The organism is Gibbsiella dentisursi (assembly GCF_039539505.1).
Lineage (GTDB): Bacteria > Pseudomonadota > Gammaproteobacteria > Enterobacterales > Enterobacteriaceae > Gibbsiella > Gibbsiella quercinecans.
In genome coordinates this window covers 832879-851146 of sequence record NZ_BAABDG010000002.1, presented here as the reverse complement: position 1 = coordinate 851146, position 18268 = coordinate 832879, and the positions used below count along the sequence as shown (strand labels likewise).

The window sequence follows — 18268 nt, the reverse complement described above, 5'->3', positions numbered from 1 at the left end:
CATGCTCTGGCGGATGCTGTGGCAATCCTGGCGGCGCAACCTGCGGCGCAAGGCGCTGGCGGTCCTGACGGTGTTTTTGGCCGCGGGGCTTATCTCGGCGCTGTTGGCGGTTTCTATCGACGTGGGCGATAAAATGTCGCGCGAACTGAAATCCTACGGCGCCAACATTCTGATCGAGCCCGCCAGCCAGGCCATTTTGCCGGCGATATCCGGCGAAAGCGGCAACCCGCTGGACGGGCAAGACTTCCTCGATGAAGCCGAACTGCCGGCAATCAAAGACATTTTCTGGCGCAACAATATCGTCGGCTTTGCGCCGCTGTTGAGCGGTGAAGTCACCGTGGGCAACGACCGCATCAGCGTGCTGGGGACGTTTTTCTTTCAGCCGGTGAATGTGCCGGACGAAGAAGATTATCGCACCGGCCAGCAGACGATCAGCCCATACTGGCAGGTTAGCGGCCAGTGGCCCGCGGAGCCGGCAACGCCGGGCAAGCTGCAGGCCCTGGCGGGCGCCGCGTTGGCGCGCCATTACGGTTGGAAGCCGGGCGACGCGTTGCAGTTGCATGGGCCGAGTGGTGAACGCACGGTAACGCTAAGCGGCATTCTGGCCAGCGGCGGCGATGAAGATAACCAACTGGTGATGCCGCTGGCGATCGTCCAGGATCTGTTAGGGCTACAGGGCAAAGTGCAGGCAATCCGCGTTTCCGCGCTGACCGTGCCGGAAAACGCCCTGTCCCGCCGGGCGCGGGAGAACCTGGATGCGCTGAATGCCGAGGAATACGATCTGTGGTACTGCACCGCGTACGTCTCCTCGATCGCCCATCAGCTTGAAGAGGCCATTTCCGGTTCCGTGGTGCGGCCCATCTGGCAGGTGGCCGCTTCCGAAGGGGTGATCATCGATAAAATCCAGCTGCTGCTGGGCGTGGTTACCGCAGCGGCCTTGCTGGCGGCGGCGATGGGCATTGCGTCGTTGATGACCAGCACCATTATGGAACGGGCGAAGGAGATCGGGCTGATGAAAGCGCTCGGCGCGCGCCAGTGGCAAATCCTGCTGCTGTTTTATCTGGAGGCGGCACTGAGCGGCGTGCTCGGCGGGCTGGCCGGTTGTCTGGCTGGCTGGGGGCTGGCGCGCGCCATCGGGCTGATGTTGTTTGGCGCGCCGCTTGATTTTGCCTGGGTGGTGGTGCCCTGCGTGCTGGTGGTTGCGGTGCTGATTGCGCTGATCGGCACCTGGTTCCCGGCGCGGCGTATCGCCCGGCTCTACCCGGTGGAGGTGCTGTATGGCCGTTAACGCCAGCATGTTCTGGCGCCTGGTTTGGCGCGCGTTGCGCCTGCGGCTACAGCGGGTGAGCGTGGTGTTCGCCGCCCTCACCGTGGGTGCGGCCATCGTTACCGCCATGTCGGCAGTGTGGTTCGATATCAATGCCAAAATGAGCGAAGAGCTACGCACCTTCGGCGCCAACTTTTACATCGGCCCGGGCCACGGCAATACCCTGGCGCAAGCACAGTTGCAACCGATACTTGACGCCGCGCCACCGGGGTTAATCAACGCCGCCAGCCCCTACCTGTACGGCATGGCGCGTACCGAGCTGGAAAAAGTGGCGCTGATGGGCGTGTGGTTTGAATCGCTGCAAAAGCTGGCGCCCTACTGGCAGGTTAGCGGCAGTTGGATCGGCGTCAGTTTTGACGATCGCAACGCCATGATCGGCGTGCGTCTCGCCCAGCGCCTGAACCTGCGGCTTGGCGACAGCGTTACCCTGGTCAACGGCAGCGAACGCCAGCGCCTGACGATCAAGGGCATCGTCGAAGCCGGCGACGCCACCGACAACATGTTAATCGTCAACCTGGATCTGGCGCAAAAATGGCTTAACAAAAGCGGGCAGATCAGCAACGCGCTGCTGAGCGTTAATAACGATCTGGGCCAGGTCGATCGTTACGCCGCGCGGCTGCAGCAAACATACCCGCAGCTTGAGATCCGGCCGATCCGCAAGGTATCGGCCTCTGAAGGCCAGGTGCTGGATAAGATCAAAGGGTTGATGGGGCTGGTATCGGTGGTGATCCTGGCGCTGTCTTCCCTGTGCGTGAACACCACGCTGATGGCGATTGTCAGCGAACGCGCGCGTGAATTCGCCTTGCAGAAAGCGCTCGGCGCCCGCAACCGCGACATTATTTACCAGATGCTGGCGGAAACCGCGCTGATCGCGCTGGCGGCAATCCTTTGCGGCTGCCTGCTCGGTTATCTGCTGGCGCAACTGCTGGGCCTGACGGTGTTTAACGCCACCATCTCACTGCGCCTGCCGGTGTTCCCGATCACGCTGGTGCTGTCGTTACTGATCGCCACGCTGGCGGCCATTGTTCCCGTCAGCCAGGCGGTGCGTATTGAACCCGCGAAGACCCTGAAAGGAGAGTAGCCTATGCCGTTGTCACCACGCCCCAACACGGTGATTGAAACCCGCCATCTGTTCAAACGTTTCGGGCAGGTAACCGCGCTGGACGACATTAACCTGCATATTCAACGCGGGGAGTTTGTCGCCATCATGGGCGCTTCAGGATCGGGCAAAACCACGCTGATGAATATCCTTACCTGCCTGGATACCGCCACCAGCGGCCAGGTGTTCCTGGACGGCACCGATGCCGCCACGCTGGATGAAGAAGGCCGCCGCCGCTTCCGCGCCGAGAAAATCGGCCTGGTGTTCCAGCAGTTCCACCTGATCCCGTTTCTGAATGCGCTGGAGAACGTCATGCTGGCCCAGCACTACCACAGCGTCACCGATGAGGCGGCGGCCAAAGCCGTGCTGGCGCAGGTGGGCCTTGAACACCGGATGACTCACCTGCCCAGCCAACTTTCCGGGGGCGAGCAGCAACGGGTGTGCATTGCCCGCGCGCTGGTCAATGAGCCGCCGGTGATCTTCGCCGATGAGCCCACCGGCAACCTGGACGAAGAAAACGAACAGCGCGTGCTGGACGTGCTGAAGGCCCTGCACCGCCAGGGGCGCACCATTGTGATGGTGACGCACAATCCGGCGTTGGGCGAATTTGCCGATCGCATTATCCGCCTGCAACACGGCAAATACCTTAGCGAGGAGGCGCCATTCCATGCGCTGGCTTAATCTTTTTCTGCTTATCTTGCTGCTGGCCGGCTGTAAACAAGAGCAGTTGGCGATCGGTGAACCGGCGCCGGCGCTGGCAGCATTCGATCTGCAAGGCAAACCAACGGCGCTCAGCCAATGGCAGGGGCGGCCGATCTATCTGAACTTTTGGTCAGCCAGCTGCGGCGGCTGCCTGGCGGAAATGGAAACGCTCAGCAAGCTCAGTGAACAATGGCAAGGCAAGGTGGTGGTGCTGGCCATTAACACCGACGCGGACGATTTGGACATCATGGCGCTGCTACGCCAGCGGCGTATCCATTACCCGGTGATCCGCGATCAGCTTAACATCACCCAAGAGCGTTACCAGGTCATCGGCACCCCAACCTCCTTCCTGCTGGATGCCCAGGGGCGGGTGATCGCCCAGCATCAGGGCGCCCACAGCCCGCAGGAACTGGCGGACATCTTTCGCCGCCTGGCGCAGGAAGGCTGACCATGAAAGCGTTGTTGCCGTCCACCCGCTCGCCGCTGCTCGTGGCAGGGCTTCTGCTTTGCACCCTGTTGCCGGTGGCCCCCAACGTGCGGGCAGACGTTGCACGGGATTATCAACGCGACTGCGGCGGCTGCCATGGCCGCAAGGCGGATAAACCGGCCTTCAACCGCGCGCCGCCGCTGACGAGCCTTTCCCGGCAGGAAATCATCGCCGGCATGACCCGGCTACGCGACGGCGGCGGCGTTGATGCCGCCAGCCGCGCCAAAGCCCGGCTCAGCGACGCGCAAATCAATGCCTTCGCCGATTACATCATTACGCTATCGCCCAACGTCACCGCGCCCGGCGGCCAGCCAGCGGCGCCAGACAACGCCGGGCAAACGCCCTAAAAGCAAAAAGCCCGCCGGCGTGTTGCCTACGGGCTTTTTCAGTGCGGTCTATCCAAAGACTGCCGGCGAGGGTTACTTCACTTCACCCATCGCTTTCAGTTTCTTCGACAGATCGCGGCGTTCTTTCGACAGATCGGCGTTTTTGATGATGTAGTCATCAACGCGATCTTCATAGTCGCTACGCATGTTGGCGATGATCGCCTGAATGTCTTCGATGCTCATACCCGGCTTGATATATTGACTCAGGTTGTCAAGCAACAGTACGCGCTTCTGGTTGTCACGAATTTTCTTTTCGTTGTCGATAATTTCACGCTGCAGCTTATTTTTACGGCGGAACATACGCACAAACTCCAGAACGTCCTGGAAACTCTGCTTATTTGCATTATCCATCTTCATACCCTTGCTTAAGTAATACACAGATTCATTTACTTACGGCCACGATGCCACCAAGATACAGGTTAGTGGCCGCCAGACACAACCGGTCATTTCCCTATCTTACCCGCTTTAGGCTCCCTGACCAAAACCCGAAGCGCCTGCTTCATGATCTCACCCCCTAATTTCGCAGCGGAGTGGTACAAAGCTTGAGCAAATCGCCCAGCTCTTCCAGCTGTTTCGCCAGTTCCATACTTAGCCAGACGTAGCCGTAGATAGGTGCTTCGTTGTGCGGGCTGGTGCTTGCCTGCTGCATCAGCGCCTTCAATTCACTGGAGATTTCGCTCAGTTCACTGGCCACTTCACGCTCTTCATCTTCCTGCACGCCGTTACGCATAATGTCGGCCAGGGATTCCAGCGAGCGCAGCGTCAGCAACTGCGCGCTGCGCAAGGTTTTGGCATTCAGCATGATGAAGTGCGTCTCACGCGAGGCCCAGTAGGCATCCGCCAACAATTCCAGCGTACACACCAGATTGCGGCTTAGGGTTTGCACAGCCTCAAGCACCGGTTTGGGAATATGGGTTTCATTGCTGCTGGGGGTGATCATCGTGCGCAGCTTAACCACCTTGGTGAGCAGTTTCTTCAGCCGCAGCTCAAGACGGGGGCGCTCGATGATGTTCAGCGACAGGTAAGCGCCGTAGATTTTACCCACTTCGTCCAGGCAATCCGCCATGTGCATACGCCAAAGTATGTAGGCGCGCTGCGGATAGATGCTGGTAAACAACAGCGCCAATAGCGAACCGATGATCACATCGCCGCTGCGCCACAGCGCGGTATACATATCCCCCGGGCTGGCACCGCACACCACCGCCAGCGTGATGCCGATCAGCAGCGCCATATAAGGCCGTTTGCCTAACGTCAGGTAGCCGCAGACAAACATCACCACACCGCACCACAGCAGCATAATCGGTAAGGAGAACAGCTCCAGATAGAGCGCGATCAAGCCGGAAACCGCGCCAAACACCGTGCCCGCAATACGCTGCAGCGCACGCTGCACCACGTTGCCCCAAAACGACAATGGCCCCATCACCACCACTAGCGTAATCAGCGGCCAGGACCCCTCGGGCACGTCCAGCAGGCGGACGAGCAAAAAGGTCAGGATGAATGCCAGCGCGATCCGCAGCCCATGCACAATGCGATGGTTACGGTAAATCAGTAATTCGAAGGGGGAAATTTTCCTGTCCAGACGCACAACGAAACTCACTTGCCAAAACAAAGAGCACATAGTTTAGCGGAGGAATCACTCCAGGGTATATCAGTTCTGTGTTGGCAGATATTTCCCCTCCGCCAATATCACCGGGGGTAATGACGTTAACCGGTGTATTTTTCCACCAGCGCCCGCAAGATTGCAGCGGTTTCCACATCCATCACGCCGCTATAGTGCTGTGGGCGGAAATGGAGCTGGAACGCGCGCACTAAATGGCGATAACCTTCATCGCTCTGCGCGCCGGCAATGTCGTAGCCGTATTGGGCAAAAGAGGCCAACAGCACTTGCCGATCCGGCAGGCCGTTGCGGCAATAGTCCTGCTGATAGTGCCGCTGGGTGGCCCGATCGTACCAGGCGCCAATCCCCGCCTGGTAAAGCTGGTGCCAGGGGAACTGCGGGCCGGGATCGCTTTTGCGCCCTGGCGCGATATCCGAGTGTGCGAGCACATTGGCCGGGGTAATATCGGGGTAGCGCGGCAGAATGTTTTGCACCAGTTGGATCACTGCCGCAATCTGCTCTGGGTGAAACGGGGGAAAAGTGGCCTCCTCACCGTCGCCGCTGGCCAGATTGACGATCTCAATACCGAGGGCGCTATCGTTGATATTGGTGCGATCGCCCCAGCGGCTGGCGCCGGCGTGCCAGGCGCGATCGTTTTCATCCACCAGATTGAAAATACGCAGATCGGTAAAGCCGGCCTGCCGATAGCTGGGATCGGCCGGATCCGGCACCAGATAATGCGCGCTGACCGCATCGCCGGTCAAAGACTGTACCGAGTCGGCAAAGTTCTGCGCGGTATAGTGCAGCACCAGGAAGCGAACACGGCGATTGAAACTGGCTACCGCCCGGTAGCTGTGGTAATCGATACTGAACATGAAGGCCCTCTTTTCGCTGGCAATACCGGCCCGGCGGCCTGGCTTTTTCGCCACGGTGGGATTTATCTTTTGGCTAAAGAGTGAGAGTATCGCGCAATGGAAACGAAAGAAATACGCCGCAATAACCTGCGCGATCTGATGGGGCACTTTGCTCGCCAGGGCGTTAGCCAGAATGCGTTCGCCATCCGGGTGGGCTCTTCCGCGCCGACGCTCAGCCAAATCATCGGTGAAAAATTCTCCCGCAACCTGGGCGATAACCTGGCCCGGCGCATTGAGGCCAGCCTGGATTTGCCCAAAGGCTGGCTGGACGTTTTCCATGAAAAGCATCTGGCGCACCCGTTCGACAACGCGGCAACGGAATCCGACTTTCAGTTGGCGCGGTTAAAGCCCGCCGTGTGGGAAGACACCCCGCAGGACAAAGAAGAATTTGTGGAGATATCACTGCTGGATATTGATTTTTCAGCCGGTGATGGCTGTTACGAGCTGATCGACCGCGAGGAGTTTTCGCTGATCTTCCGCCGTTACTATCTGCACAAAATGGGGGTGGCGGTGAATGCCGCCCGCATTATCCGCATCTGCGGCTCCAGCATGGAGCCACGCCTGCAGGATGGCGATGTGGTCGGCATCAATACCGCCGATACTCGCATCCGCGACGGCAAAACCTACGCCATTCGCCACGGCAGCCTGCTGCGCGTTAAAATGCTGCTTGAACAACCGGACGGCGGCGTGCTGATCCGCTCGCTCAATCAGGCGGAATACCCGGATGAATACCTAAGCTATGCGCAACGCAGAGATCAACTGGTGGTGCTTGGCCGGGTTTTCTGGTCGTCGTCGTCCTGGTGAATCCCCTGGGGGTTCACACCTAAATAACGCATTCGTTTAAAGAAAATAGATAAGTTTGCATCACACCTTGTCAGCCGCCTTATACTTTTTCCTTCACAACAATGCCCGCAGGAAATAACACAGCAAACCCTTTCCCCTCTCCAGCGAAAATAAAAAGGTAAAAAACCCGTAATGGCGGACAATAAAGTAATATAGCTAAGTTACAGTAAAATATTAATTTAACCATTAAGAAAAAAAATCATGATCATCCCGTTTAGCCGTGAATTGACATATCTTCAAAGAAAAATAAATAACATCAGATAAGATTATATTAGATTACATTGGTGAATGATAAGTAACAAAATGATAGGCATTGATTATGCATTTCCCACCGATGTTTAGTTTGCATTGAGGTTTCCTATGTTTTAATTAGCAGGAAATTTAAATCATCTCTCGCCAAGGAGCCGCTAATGAGCTACAACAGCAGGGTTTGGTGGTGTATGTTAGCCTTGTGTGCCTTGTTTTGGTTAACAGTGTTTGCTAGCCTATTTATGCTTCAGCAACATATTTTTGAAACCACGCACCACTACCAACATAAGACGATAACAACAACGCATTCAATGAATGATTATGAGGCGGCATCCTTGTTTGCCCATCATTCTGGCTAACAACAGCCAGCAATAGTGAGGTAATGCTACGCTATGGCGCCTTTCGGTTATAAGGAAATAACATGAACATGAAAGTGTGGTTAGGCATACTCATTATTTGCTCATCGTTTTGGTTGACAATCATCAGCAGTTTGCTCTTCATCTGCGATATATTTTGACCATTAACGAGGTGCCAATCGTCAAATTGCAACGTTCAGCGTTAACAATGGAAGATTCCCTTTAGCCAACGGGAGGTGAATATCATGGATAAAGACACAGTTCGCTCGTCACAGGCCGAAGATGAAAGAGTAGCGGCTGATTTGCTCGCGCTGACAGTGACCTATCACGAACGTTATGGTCACGAATCCAACCTGAAGACCGCCGAGAAACAGGTTCCAGCGCATTTGCGCAGTTACTTTCACCAGCAGCTCAAGAAATACCGCACTACACCATCGCTGGAAGGCTAACGTTTCTCTGGGCTGGTGCGCATTGCCGCCAAGCTTTACTTGGCATCAGGCATGGCGAGGTTACAATAGGCGCATAATCATTCCGCCACTGAAGAGATAACACGTTGAGTAGCAAGGCACCGGCCACATTCTACATTCACGATTACGAAACCTTCGGCAAGAGCCCGGCGCTGGATCGTCCGGCCCAGTTTGCCGGCGTACGTACCGATATGGACTTCAACATCATTGAAGATCCGCTGGTCATTTATTGCGCGCCATCAGACGACTACCTGCCCGAGCCGGAAGCCGTAATGATCACCGGCATTACGCCGCAGGAAGCCCTGGCCAAGGGCCTGAACGAAGCGGAGTTCGCACGGCAGATCCATGCCGCCTTCAGCCAACCCAATACCTGTGTCCTGGGCTATAACAACGTCCGTTTCGATGATGAAGTTAGCCGCAACATCTTCTACCGCAATTTCTATGATCCCTATGCCTACAGTTGGCAGAACGGCAATTCACGCTGGGATCTGCTTGATGTGATGCGTGCCTGCTATGCGCTGCGCCCAGACGGTATTATCTGGCCGGAGAACGAAGACGGCTTCCCCAGCTTCCGGCTGGAACACCTGACGCAGGCCAACGGGGTTGAACACGAACATGCGCACGATGCCATGTCCGATGTGTACGCCACCATCGCCATGGCAAAATTGGTCAAGCAAGCGCAGCCGCGGCTGTTTGATTACCTGCTGCAGCATCGCAGCAAACATAAGCTGAACACGCTGATCGATATCGTGGAAATGGCGCCGCTGGTGCACGTTTCCGGCATGTTTGGCGCCGCACGCGGCAACACCAGTTGGGTGGCCCCGCTGGCCTGGCACCCGGAAAACAAAAACGCCGTGATCATGTGCGACTTAGCCGGCGACATCACCCCGCTGCTGGAACTGGACGCCGATCAACTGCGTGAGCGGCTCTACACCCGGCGCGATCGCTTGGAAGACGGCCAGGCGGCGGTGCCGATCAAGCTGGTGCACATCAACAAATGCCCGGTGCTGGCGCCGGCGAAAACGCTGCTGCCCGCCAACGCCGAGCGGCTGGGCATTGACCGCCAGGCCTGCCTGAACAACCTGCAAACCCTGCGCCAGCACCCTCAGGTGCGGGAAAAAGTGGTGGCGCTGTATGCCGAGGCAGCGCCGTTTACCCCGCCCGATGACGTTGATGCCCGGCTATATGACGGTTTCTTCAGCGATGCGGACAAAGCCGCCATGAACATTATCCAGCAAACGCTGCCGCAAAACCTGCCGGCGCTGGATTTAACCTTCAACGACAGCCGGATGCAGGAACTGCTGTTCCGCTTCCGCGCGCGCAACTACCCAAAAACGCTGGATGACGCCGAGCAACGGCGCTGGTTACAGCACCGCCGGGACGTGCTGACGCCGGAGCGGGTACAAGCCTATGTGCTGCAGTTGGAAGCGTTATACAACCTGTATGAGGGCGATCAGGAAAAAATGGCGCTGTTGAAAGCGCTGTTTGACTACGGCCGTGAACTGGTGGAATAACAAAAGGGGCCTGCTGAGCAGGCCCCTTGCAACGTGAATACGGCCCGGCGCACGCCGGGCTGTTTCATCAATGGCTATCAGGCAAGATCTTCACTCGCCTGCGGCACCGGCAGGCGGAATCTGCGGGTAACGAACGCCAGATAGATCAGGCCGATCGCCGCCCATACCAGGCCCAGCGTCATCGAGCTGCTTTCCAGGTTCAGCCACAGCGCACCCACGGTCAACGCGCCGATAACCGGCAGCACCAGGTAGTTGAAGTTATCCTTCAACGTTTTGTTACGTTTCTCGCGGATGTAGAACTGGGAAATCACCGACAGATTGACAAAGGTGAACGCCACCAGCGCGCCAAAGTTGATCAGTGCGGTGGCCGTCACCAGATCAAACGATACGGCAGACAGCGCAATCACCCCCACCAGCAGCACATTCAAGGCCGGCGTACGCCACGTTGGGTGTACATAGCCAAAGAAGCGCGATGGGAATACACCGTCACGGCCCATCACGTACATCAGGCGGGAAACGCCCGCATGCGCCGCCATGCCGGAAGCCAACACGGTCACGCAGGAAAACACCAGAATGATCGACTGGAAGAACTTACCGGCCACGTACAGCATGATTTCCGGCTGCGATGCATCCGGATCTTTAAAGCGTGAAATATCCGGGAAATACAGCTGCACAAAGTAAGACACCACGATAAAGATGATGCCGCCGATCAGCGCCGTCAGGAAGATCGCCTTCGGGATCACCTTTTCCGCGTCTTTGGTTTCTTCAGACAGCGAGCTGATGCCGTCAAAGCCCAGGAACGAGAAGCAGAGGATGGTCGCACCGGTGATCATCGGCACCACGTGTGCGCCCTCGCCCCAGAATGGGCGGCTGCTCACCAGGGTACCCGCCCCTTCACCATGTGACACACCGTTGATCACCAGCCCCAGGAACACCACCATGATCGCCACCTGCACAACCACAATGATAGCGTTCAGGTTAGCCACCAGCTTAATGCCGCGCAGGTTAAAGAAAGTCATCAGCGCCACCAGCGCCGCGACAAAAATCCACGACGGCACGCCTGGGAAAATCGCCTCAAGGTAAATTTTCGCCAGCAGAATGTTGATCATCGGCATGAACAGATAGTCCAGCAGCGATGACCAGCCCACCATAAAGCCCACGTGCGGGCTGATGGCCTTCTGCGCGTAGGTATAAGCAGAACCGGCGGAAGGGAACTTACGCACCAGTTTGCCGTAGCTGACCGCCGTGAACAGAATCGCCAACAGTGCGAAAGCGTAGGCGGTGGCAACGTGGCCATCGGTCAGGCCAGAGACGATGCCGAAAGTATCGAAGATGGTCATCGGCTGCAAATAGGCCAGGCCCATCATCACCACAGGCAGCAACGTCAGAGATTTACGCAGCGTCGCGCGCTGTACCGGTGCGGCGGTGCAGATGTTATCGGACATTGTTCAGCCCTCCCTGACCTTCAACCTTGCGCAGAGTAGACACGCCAAGACTTAAGGCAGCAGGGAAACTTCGCAACGTGCGAACCAATGCTGAAAGAGGGGGATTTGACGCTGGATAACAGCGCAGAGCGGCCTGAATTGCTCCATAATCGCTGCCGACACAGCGGGATCCGGCGGGTACCGGCGCTAAGGTGAAAAATTGCCCCATCTTACTTATTCCTCAATAGTGGCGATCATGAAGTTTTGGTTGATCGCGCACAAAACAGTTTATCTATCCGGCTCTCAGTCCGGCCTCTCTATGAATGAAACACACGGTTGCAGAACGCAAATGCAAAAAAATAACCGACGCTTTAAGGCGTCGGTTATTTGCACGGCGCGTATTTTGCACCAAAAAAGCGCCGGAAGGCAAGATCGATAAAACAGACAACCGCTATTCTTTTACCGATCGTCTGGGAAACATCCGAACGGGCAAACGATTCGTCTGGTTATCCTCTCATTGGATCAGCGCCGCCGCGGAACCGGCCCAGATGATGCAGCCAATCGTTCGAGAAACAGGCTTTTACGCCACCATAACCACTTTTATCTTCGTTAGACCATTTAGTTTATTGCTAAAAAATAAATCTGTGTTAAAAAAGTGGTCTCTAGCCATCTAAACACCTAAACGTCTTTAAGTACATTATGCCAACCGTAACGCCCGCACGCCTTGAGATGCGCAATATTTCCATCGCCTTCGCCGGCTTTAACGCGCTGAAAAATGTCGATTTCACCCTGCAGGGCGGATCCACCCATGCGCTGATTGGCGCAAACGGCGCGGGGAAGTCCACGCTGATGTCGATCCTGTCCGGCGCCTACAGCCACTATCAGGGCGATATCTTCATCGACGGTGAAAAGGTGGACATTCACTCACCGCAGCAGGCGCGGCGCCATGGCATTCACGTGGTGCAGCAGGAAGTGGACGTCGCCCTGATCCCAACGCTCTCCGTTGCGGAAAACATCATGCTGGACTGGCTGAACCAGCCGGGCCACCTGCTCAGTTGGAAGCAATTACACCAACAGGCACGCTCGCTGCTTGGCCAGCTTGAGCTGACCATCAACCCGCGCCAGCCGCTGGCCGATTGCACCCTGGCGGAAAAACAACAGGTGCTGCTGGCCCGCGCGCTGTCGCACCGCTGCCGTTTTCTGGTGCTGGATGAACCCACCGCCCCGCTCGATCGCGCTGAAAGCGAACGCCTGTTCAAGGTTGTGCGCCGCCTGCGTGCCGAAGGTATCGGCATCGTGTTTATCTCACACCGCATCCATGAGCTGAGCGAAATCTGCGATCGGCTCACGGTGCTGCGCGACGGGCGCCACGTTAGCGAAGACGCCATGCGCGGCCTGAGCGGCGAGCAGATCGTGGAAAAAATGCTCGGTCATCGCCTGGACGATATTTACCCGCCGCGCCGGCCGCCGCACGGTTCACAGCCATTGCTCCAGGTGCGCGGGCTGAACGATCGCGACAAACTGGACGATGTGTCACTGACGCTGCATAAAGGGGAAATTCTCGGCATCGCCGGCCTGGCCGGCGCAGGGAAAACCGAGCTGTGCAAGGCGCTGTTCGGCGCCAGCCAGGCCAATGTGGCGCAAGGCGAGCTGCACGGCAAAGCCTGGGCGCCGCGTTCGCCACACCATTCCGTCGCGCAAGGGCTGGCGCTGGTGCCGGAAGAGCGCCGCAAGGAAGGCATTTTTATTGATGAAGCGATCCCGATGAACCTCAGCGTCAGCGCCGACGACAGCTTCTCACGCTGGAGCCTGTTTAGCCGCCGCCGGGAACTGCGCTGGGCGCTGGACATTATGCAGCGTTTGGGGGTGCGGGCCTCTGGGCCACAGCAAAAACTGGCACGCCTTTCCGGCGGGAACCAGCAAAAAGTGGCGATCGGCAAATGGTTGCGCGGCGGTGCCGACGTGCTGATCTTCGATGAGCCCACCAAAGGGGTGGATATCAAGGCCAAGCAGGATCTGTTTACCCTGATCGACGGCCTGGCGCGAGCCGGCAAAAGCATTATCTATGCCTCCGGCGAGTTCTCCGAGCTGGTTGGGCTGTGCGATCGCATTTGCGTGCTATGGGATGGCCGCGTGGTGGCGGAAGTGAACGCCGCCGATATTGATGAAGAAACCTTATTATTATATTCCACCGGAGGAAAACCAGAGTGAGTAAAGAATCATCCCTGCAGCGGGCGCTGCCGTGGCGCCACCAACTGTTTGAGTTTTTGTATAAATGGGGAATGTTACTCACCGTTGTCGTATTGATTGCCCTGTTCGGGCTGGCTTCGGATAATTTTCTCGATCCTAACAACATCATCAATATTCTGCGCTCGATCGCCATCGTCACCGTTATCGCTATCGGCGTGTCCATTTCGCTTTCTGTCGGCGGGTTCGATCTGTCGGTGGGCTCCACCGCGTCGCTGGCCAATGCGTTGGTGGTTTCCCTGTTCGTCTGGTACGGCTTCGGCACTACCGGCGCCATTGTGCTGACGCTGCTGATTTGTATGCTGGTCGGCCTGTTCAACGCCTTCCTGATCGTGGTGTTGAAAATTCCGGATATGCTGGCCACTCTCGCCAGCCTGTTCGTGATCCAGGGTGTCGCGATGACCTACAGCTACGGCGGTTCCATCACCGAGAATATGGTGCTGCCAAGCGGCGATATGGCGGAAGGGGTGATCCCGGCGGTGTTTTCCAGCCTGGGGCAGGTGCCGGTGATTGTGCTGATCATGCTGGCGGTGACCATTGTGATCCAACTGTTCCTGTCGTTGACCAAGCACGGCCGCCGCATGTACGCCATCGGCGGCAACCCGGAAGCGGCGCGCCTTTCCGGTATCCGTACCGTGCGTTACAAGGTTATTGCTTACATCATATCTTCACTGCTGGCGGCGCTTGGCGGCATTCTGCTCGCGTCACGTATCGGCTCATCACAGGTGAATGCCGGCGGCGGTTATCTGATGGATGCTGTCGCCGCGGCGTATATCGGCTTCTCACTGGCCGGCTCCGGCAAACCCAACGCATTGGGCACGCTGGTGGGGGCGGTGATCCTCGGCGTATTGCAAAACGGCCTGGTCATGCTCTCGGTACCCTACTATGCCATGGATATCATCAAGGGGCTGGTGTTGGCATTAGCGCTGGCAATCACCTATATCCAGAAACGCTAATCTTATCGGCACGGCGCCCAGCCGTGCCTTCCCCTGCAAGCCCCCTTCCCCCATCGCTCCCCAATCTATCACTCTGGCGGCTACGTTGATCGCCCAATAAACACATGAATGCTAGTGATTATTATTTGTGTTTACATTCCTTTCTATTTGCTTACAATGCCTTTGCAATAGACACACAGTGTGGAGATCGCTCGCACGCAGCGAACGCCACAATCAAACTTTAACGTAATGTGTTAACAGGGATTTTTTCCCCTCAAGCCAGGAAATTAGCAACATGGACAAGCTAAACGAGAACAAAATTGGGGCATTACTTATCGCAACGCTCGCCAGCACCGGCGCCTATGCCACCCAGGAAGACACCATGGTGATCACCGCCAGCGGCTTCCAACAACGGATTCAAGATTCCGCCGCGTCGATTTCAGTGATCCCGCGCCAGCAGATTGAGAATAAAGCCTACCGGGATATTACCGATGCGCTGAAAGACGTACCGGGCGTGGTGGTTACCGGGGGAGCCAGCAGCAGCGATATCAGCATCCGCGGTATGTCTTCCAAGTACACGCTAATCCTGATCGACGGGAAACGCGTGGACACCCGCGGCACCCGCCCCAATAGCGACAATGCCGGCATAGAACAAGGCTGGCTGCCGCCACTGGAAGCGATTGAACGCATTGAAGTGGTGCGCGGGCCGATGTCTTCGCTGTATGGCTCCGACGCCATGGGCGGCGTTATCAATATCATTACCCGCAAAACCGCCAATAACAAAAGCTGGCTGGCGTCGGTGCGCGGCGACGCCACCTTCCAGGAGCGCAGTGCCGCCGGCGATCAGTTCCAGACCAATGCTTACGCCGCCGGTCCGCTGATTGACGGGCTGCTCGGCCTGCGCGTCAACGGCCTGTTATCACGCCGGGCCGAAGATCGCATCATCAACGGCTATAACGAACAACGTATGCGCAGCGGCACCGCCGTCTTCAACCTGACGCCGGATGAAAAAAACGAGTTTGATTTTGAAATCGGCCGTTCATTGCAGGATCGCAACAGTACGCCGGGGTTTTCCATGGCGGCGGAAAACTGCCGCAACGGCCGATGCACGCCAAACAGCGCCAGCAACAGCCTTTATGCACGCACTAACTACGCCATTACCCATAACGGCTATTACGATTTTGGCACTACCACCAGCTACGTTCAGCGCGAAGAAACCACCAACCCCGGGCGCGATATGAAGCTGAACAACACCATCTTCAACACCCAAACCCAGTTGGATCTGGGCAGCCATCTGTTCAGCATCGGCGGCCAATACCGCTACGAAGATCTGCACGATGGCGGCAACCAGTTGGAATCCGCCGATGGCTTGAGTAAATTGACGCGCTGGAGCTGGGCGCTGTTCGCCGAAGACGAATGGGCATTGACCAATGATTTTGCCCTCACCAGCGGCATCCGTATGGATAACGATCAGAACTACGGCAGCCACTGGACGCCGCGCATGTATGGCGTATGGCACTTAACCGAACAGTGGACGCTGAAAGGCGGCGTTTCCGCCGGTTACCGCTCGCCCGATCTGCGCATGGCATCGGCCAACTGGGGCCAGATCACCGGCGGCGGCAGGAAATCCATTATCGTCGGCAATCCCGATCTGAAACCGGAGAAAAGCCTGGGTGAAGAGATTGGGGTGATGTGGGACAACCAGCAGGATATGAGCGCGGGTCTCACCCTGTTCAACACCGATTTTAAAGACAAGATCACCGAAATGCGCCGCTGTGACAGTGGCAACGGCGATCCGGTATGCGATCTGGGCGGTACGGCCTATTACTTCATCAGCGATCGCGTGAATGTGGATAAGGCCAATATCCGCGGGGTGGAAGGCAACGCCAGTTGGACGATCACCCCGGTCTGGCAAGTGACGGCCAACTATACCTACACCGAATCAGAGCAAAAAAGCGGTGTGCAGAAAGGCAAGCCGCTGAACAAAATGCCCAAGCATATGTTCAATACGGTTATCGACTGGAAAGCCACGCCGGATCTTGATGTGTGGTCGCGTCTTAATTTCCGCAGCAAAACCTCGGAGTATTTAAGCCGCGTTTCCATGAGCAAGGGTTCGCCGTCTTATACCTTTATTGATGTGGGGGTGAGCTATAAGGCGAATAAGCAGCTGACGGTGAATGGCGGGGTGTATAACCTGCTGGATAAGACGGTTGATTACAGTAACTATGAAACGGTGTTGGATGGGCGGCGTTATACCGTGGGGCTGGCGTATACGTTCTAAGCGTTACGCTGTTTGGCGCCTCCAATGGCTTCAACACCGGTGCTCCACTCACCAATGACATTGTCTTTCATAAAATCAATGAATGAAGCTATACCCAAAATAATTCGAGTTGCAGGACAAAAACGCAAAAGCGTTTTTGAACAGCGCTAGCGCTGGCCCCGAAGGGGTGAGGCCGTATGGCCGAATCACGCGGCAACGCAGCGAATCCCCAGGAGCTTACTCCAGTAAGTGACTGGGGTGAGCGAGGAAAGCCAACGCACCTGCGGCTCGAAGTATGAAGGGTATAGGGGTGTTGACCTTCAGCGCGCATCTCGGCCTGCCGAGCAAGGCACCGTTGCCAGGGGCAATCGGCTACGGACGGCCGACCCGCCCGGCGACGGGGACGGGGACGCCGCGAGGGCACCCGCGCAGCGGGCAGGCCATGTTAAGCGCAGGCCGGGGTGTCGGGGCCGGGCCTTCGGCCCTGACAATTGCCGTGCACGATTGCCGCAAAGAAACTCGGGGTGATAAGGCAATTCCCTTTACGCTGGTGGCGGTAGGGTACTGTTTTAGCAACGTTCTTTGCCCTGACCGAGAGGGTTTCGGTCGCCACAACGCCGCTGTTTTCTGTGGCACCACAGCCCGCGCCCGAGTTAGGGGCCGATGGCGCGGCCCCTAACGACCCGCGCCTGCGCCATATCAGGCGGCCGCTACGCGGCTGCCCTCACTGTGTCACTGCGCATTACGGAAGGCGTAGCAGGCGTCCCTGCCTGTCTCGCCTGAAACCGCCGTCCTGGCGGTTTCGCCTATGCTACGTTCCGCCGTTCGGCACCTTCAATGGCTTCAACACCCGTGCTCCACTCACCAAATCACTCGTCTTTGAGATTAACCCATGTCAAAACCAGTGGTTAGGTTGCCCGGTGGCGATAGATTGGGGGGTTGACGTTTAGCGCGCATCTTGGGCTGCCGAGCAAGGCACCGTTGCCAGGGGCAATCGGCCACGGACGGCCGGTTGAGGCGAGACAAACAGGGAGGTTTGTCGTAGCCGACCCGTCCGGCGACGGGGACGCCGCGAGGGCACCCGCGCAGCGGGCAGGCCATGTTAAGCGCAGGCCGGGGTGTCGGGGCCGGGCCTTCGGCCCTGACAATTGCCTGCCACTATTGCCGCAAAGAAACTTGATACGATTAAGGCAATTCCACTTACACAGCGGGTTACAGAGTACGGTTTCGTCAACATTCTTTGTTGGATTCGGAGAGGGTTTCGGTCGCCATCCTATCGTGGCTTTTTGCAACACCGTAGCCCGCGCCCGAGTTAGGGGCCGATGGCGCGGCCCCTAACGACCCGCGCCTTCGCCATATCAGGCGGCCGCTGCGCGGCTACCCTCACTGTGTCACTTCGCATTACGGCCGGCTACGACAGGCGTCCCTGCCTGTCTCGCCTGAAACCGCCGTCCTGGCGGT

Annotated in this window: 17 protein-coding genes; 13 read left to right on the top strand and 4 right to left on the bottom strand. The window is 57.3% G+C overall.

What is annotated here, in order from left to right; all coding sequences use genetic code 11:
- Window position 1: 1 nt before the first annotated feature.
- From ABFX35_RS04310 to ABFX35_RS04290, 5 genes are read left to right on the top strand one after another with little or no spacing between them, the layout of a single operon-like run.
- Entirely contained in the window at window positions 2-1288 is a 1287-nt protein-coding gene (locus ABFX35_RS04310; RefSeq protein ID WP_346079392.1) for an ABC transporter permease, read from the top strand.
- Window positions 1278-2408, top strand: coding sequence for an ABC transporter permease (locus tag ABFX35_RS04305; RefSeq protein WP_279024917.1), 1131 nt, complete (start codon window positions 1278-1280; stop codon window positions 2406-2408). Before ABFX35_RS04310 ends, ABFX35_RS04305 begins: the two co-directional genes overlap by 11 nt.
- A 3-nt stretch (window positions 2409-2411) precedes the next feature.
- Entirely contained in the window at window positions 2412-3107 is a 696-nt protein-coding gene (locus tag ABFX35_RS04300) for an ABC transporter ATP-binding protein (protein ID WP_279024915.1), read from the top strand.
- Window positions 3094-3576, top strand: a complete 483-nt coding sequence (locus ABFX35_RS04295; protein WP_346079389.1) for a TlpA family protein disulfide reductase — start codon at window positions 3094-3096, stop codon at window positions 3574-3576. The genes ABFX35_RS04300 and ABFX35_RS04295 overlap by 14 nt, the downstream gene beginning before the upstream one ends.
- A 2-nt stretch (window positions 3577-3578) precedes the next feature.
- The gene (locus ABFX35_RS04290) at window positions 3579-3962 is read left to right on the top strand and encodes a c-type cytochrome (RefSeq protein WP_279024911.1); all 384 of its coding nucleotides are present in this window, start codon (window positions 3579-3581) and stop codon (window positions 3960-3962) included.
- Window positions 3963-4034: 72 nt separating this feature from the next.
- Here ABFX35_RS04290 and tmaR read toward each other — a convergent pair whose 3' ends face one another.
- The 3 genes from tmaR to ABFX35_RS04275 form a co-directional block, all read right to left on the bottom strand.
- Window positions 4035-4352, bottom strand: coding sequence for a PTS system regulator TmaR (tmaR, locus tag ABFX35_RS04285; RefSeq protein WP_095845098.1), 318 nt, complete (start codon window positions 4350-4352; stop codon window positions 4035-4037).
- 163 nt (window positions 4353-4515) lie between these two features.
- The gene (locus tag ABFX35_RS04280) at window positions 4516-5586 is read right to left on the bottom strand and encodes an FUSC family protein (protein WP_279024907.1); all 1071 of its coding nucleotides are present in this window, start codon (window positions 5584-5586) and stop codon (window positions 4516-4518) included.
- 119 nt (window positions 5587-5705) lie between these two features.
- Window positions 5706-6473 (bottom strand): N-acetylmuramoyl-L-alanine amidase, encoded by a 768-nt coding sequence (locus tag ABFX35_RS04275; protein ID WP_346079386.1) that lies wholly within the window; start codon window positions 6471-6473, stop codon window positions 5706-5708.
- 96 nt (window positions 6474-6569) lie between these two features.
- On the opposite strand from ABFX35_RS04275, the gene ABFX35_RS04270 reads away from it, so the two are divergent.
- The 4 genes from ABFX35_RS04270 to sbcB all read left to right on the top strand — a co-directional run bounded on the left by ABFX35_RS04270 (window position 6570) and on the right by sbcB (window position 9941).
- Window positions 6570-7316 carry a S24 family peptidase gene (locus tag ABFX35_RS04270; protein ID WP_346079384.1) on the top strand — a complete coding sequence of 249 codons (747 nt, stop codon included), beginning with the start codon at window positions 6570-6572 and terminating at the stop codon, window positions 7314-7316.
- Window positions 7317-7765: 449 nt separating this feature from the next.
- A complete protein-coding gene (locus tag ABFX35_RS04265) occupies window positions 7766-7963 on the top strand; it encodes a hypothetical protein (RefSeq protein ID WP_147439854.1) in 198 nt (65 codons plus the stop codon).
- Between the two features lie 242 nt (window positions 7964-8205).
- The gene (locus ABFX35_RS04260) at window positions 8206-8409 is read left to right on the top strand and encodes a DNA polymerase III subunit theta (protein ID WP_095845101.1); all 204 of its coding nucleotides are present in this window, start codon (window positions 8206-8208) and stop codon (window positions 8407-8409) included.
- 104 nt (window positions 8410-8513) lie between these two features.
- Complete coding sequence (sbcB, locus tag ABFX35_RS04255) at window positions 8514-9941, top strand: exodeoxyribonuclease I (RefSeq protein ID WP_279024898.1); 1428 nt, start codon at window positions 8514-8516, stop codon at window positions 9939-9941.
- Between the two features lie 77 nt (window positions 9942-10018).
- Here the strand turns inward: sbcB and ABFX35_RS04250 are convergent, their stop codons facing one another.
- Window positions 10019-11386, bottom strand: coding sequence for an APC family permease (locus ABFX35_RS04250; protein WP_279024896.1), 1368 nt, complete (start codon window positions 11384-11386; stop codon window positions 10019-10021).
- Window positions 11387-11688: 302 nt separating this feature from the next.
- Here ABFX35_RS04250 and ABFX35_RS04245 point away from each other — a divergent pair, with 302 nt between their 5' ends.
- The 4 genes from ABFX35_RS04245 to ABFX35_RS04230 all read left to right on the top strand — a co-directional run bounded on the left by ABFX35_RS04245 (window position 11689) and on the right by ABFX35_RS04230 (window position 16828).
- On the top strand, window positions 11689-12039 hold the full coding sequence (locus ABFX35_RS04245) for a hypothetical protein (RefSeq protein ID WP_346079381.1): 351 nt from the start codon (window positions 11689-11691) through the stop codon (window positions 12037-12039).
- 25 nt (window positions 12040-12064) lie between these two features.
- A complete protein-coding gene (locus ABFX35_RS04240) occupies window positions 12065-13576 on the top strand; it encodes a sugar ABC transporter ATP-binding protein (RefSeq protein ID WP_346079379.1) in 1512 nt (503 codons plus the stop codon).
- Window positions 13573-14568, top strand: a complete 996-nt coding sequence (locus ABFX35_RS04235) for an ABC transporter permease (protein ID WP_346079377.1) — start codon at window positions 13573-13575, stop codon at window positions 14566-14568. The genes ABFX35_RS04240 and ABFX35_RS04235 overlap by 4 nt, the downstream gene beginning before the upstream one ends.
- A gap of 274 nt (window positions 14569-14842) precedes the next feature.
- On the top strand, window positions 14843-16828 hold the full coding sequence (locus tag ABFX35_RS04230) for a ligand-gated channel protein (protein ID WP_346079375.1): 1986 nt from the start codon (window positions 14843-14845) through the stop codon (window positions 16826-16828).
- The last annotated feature ends 1440 nt before the right edge of the window (window positions 16829-18268 follow it).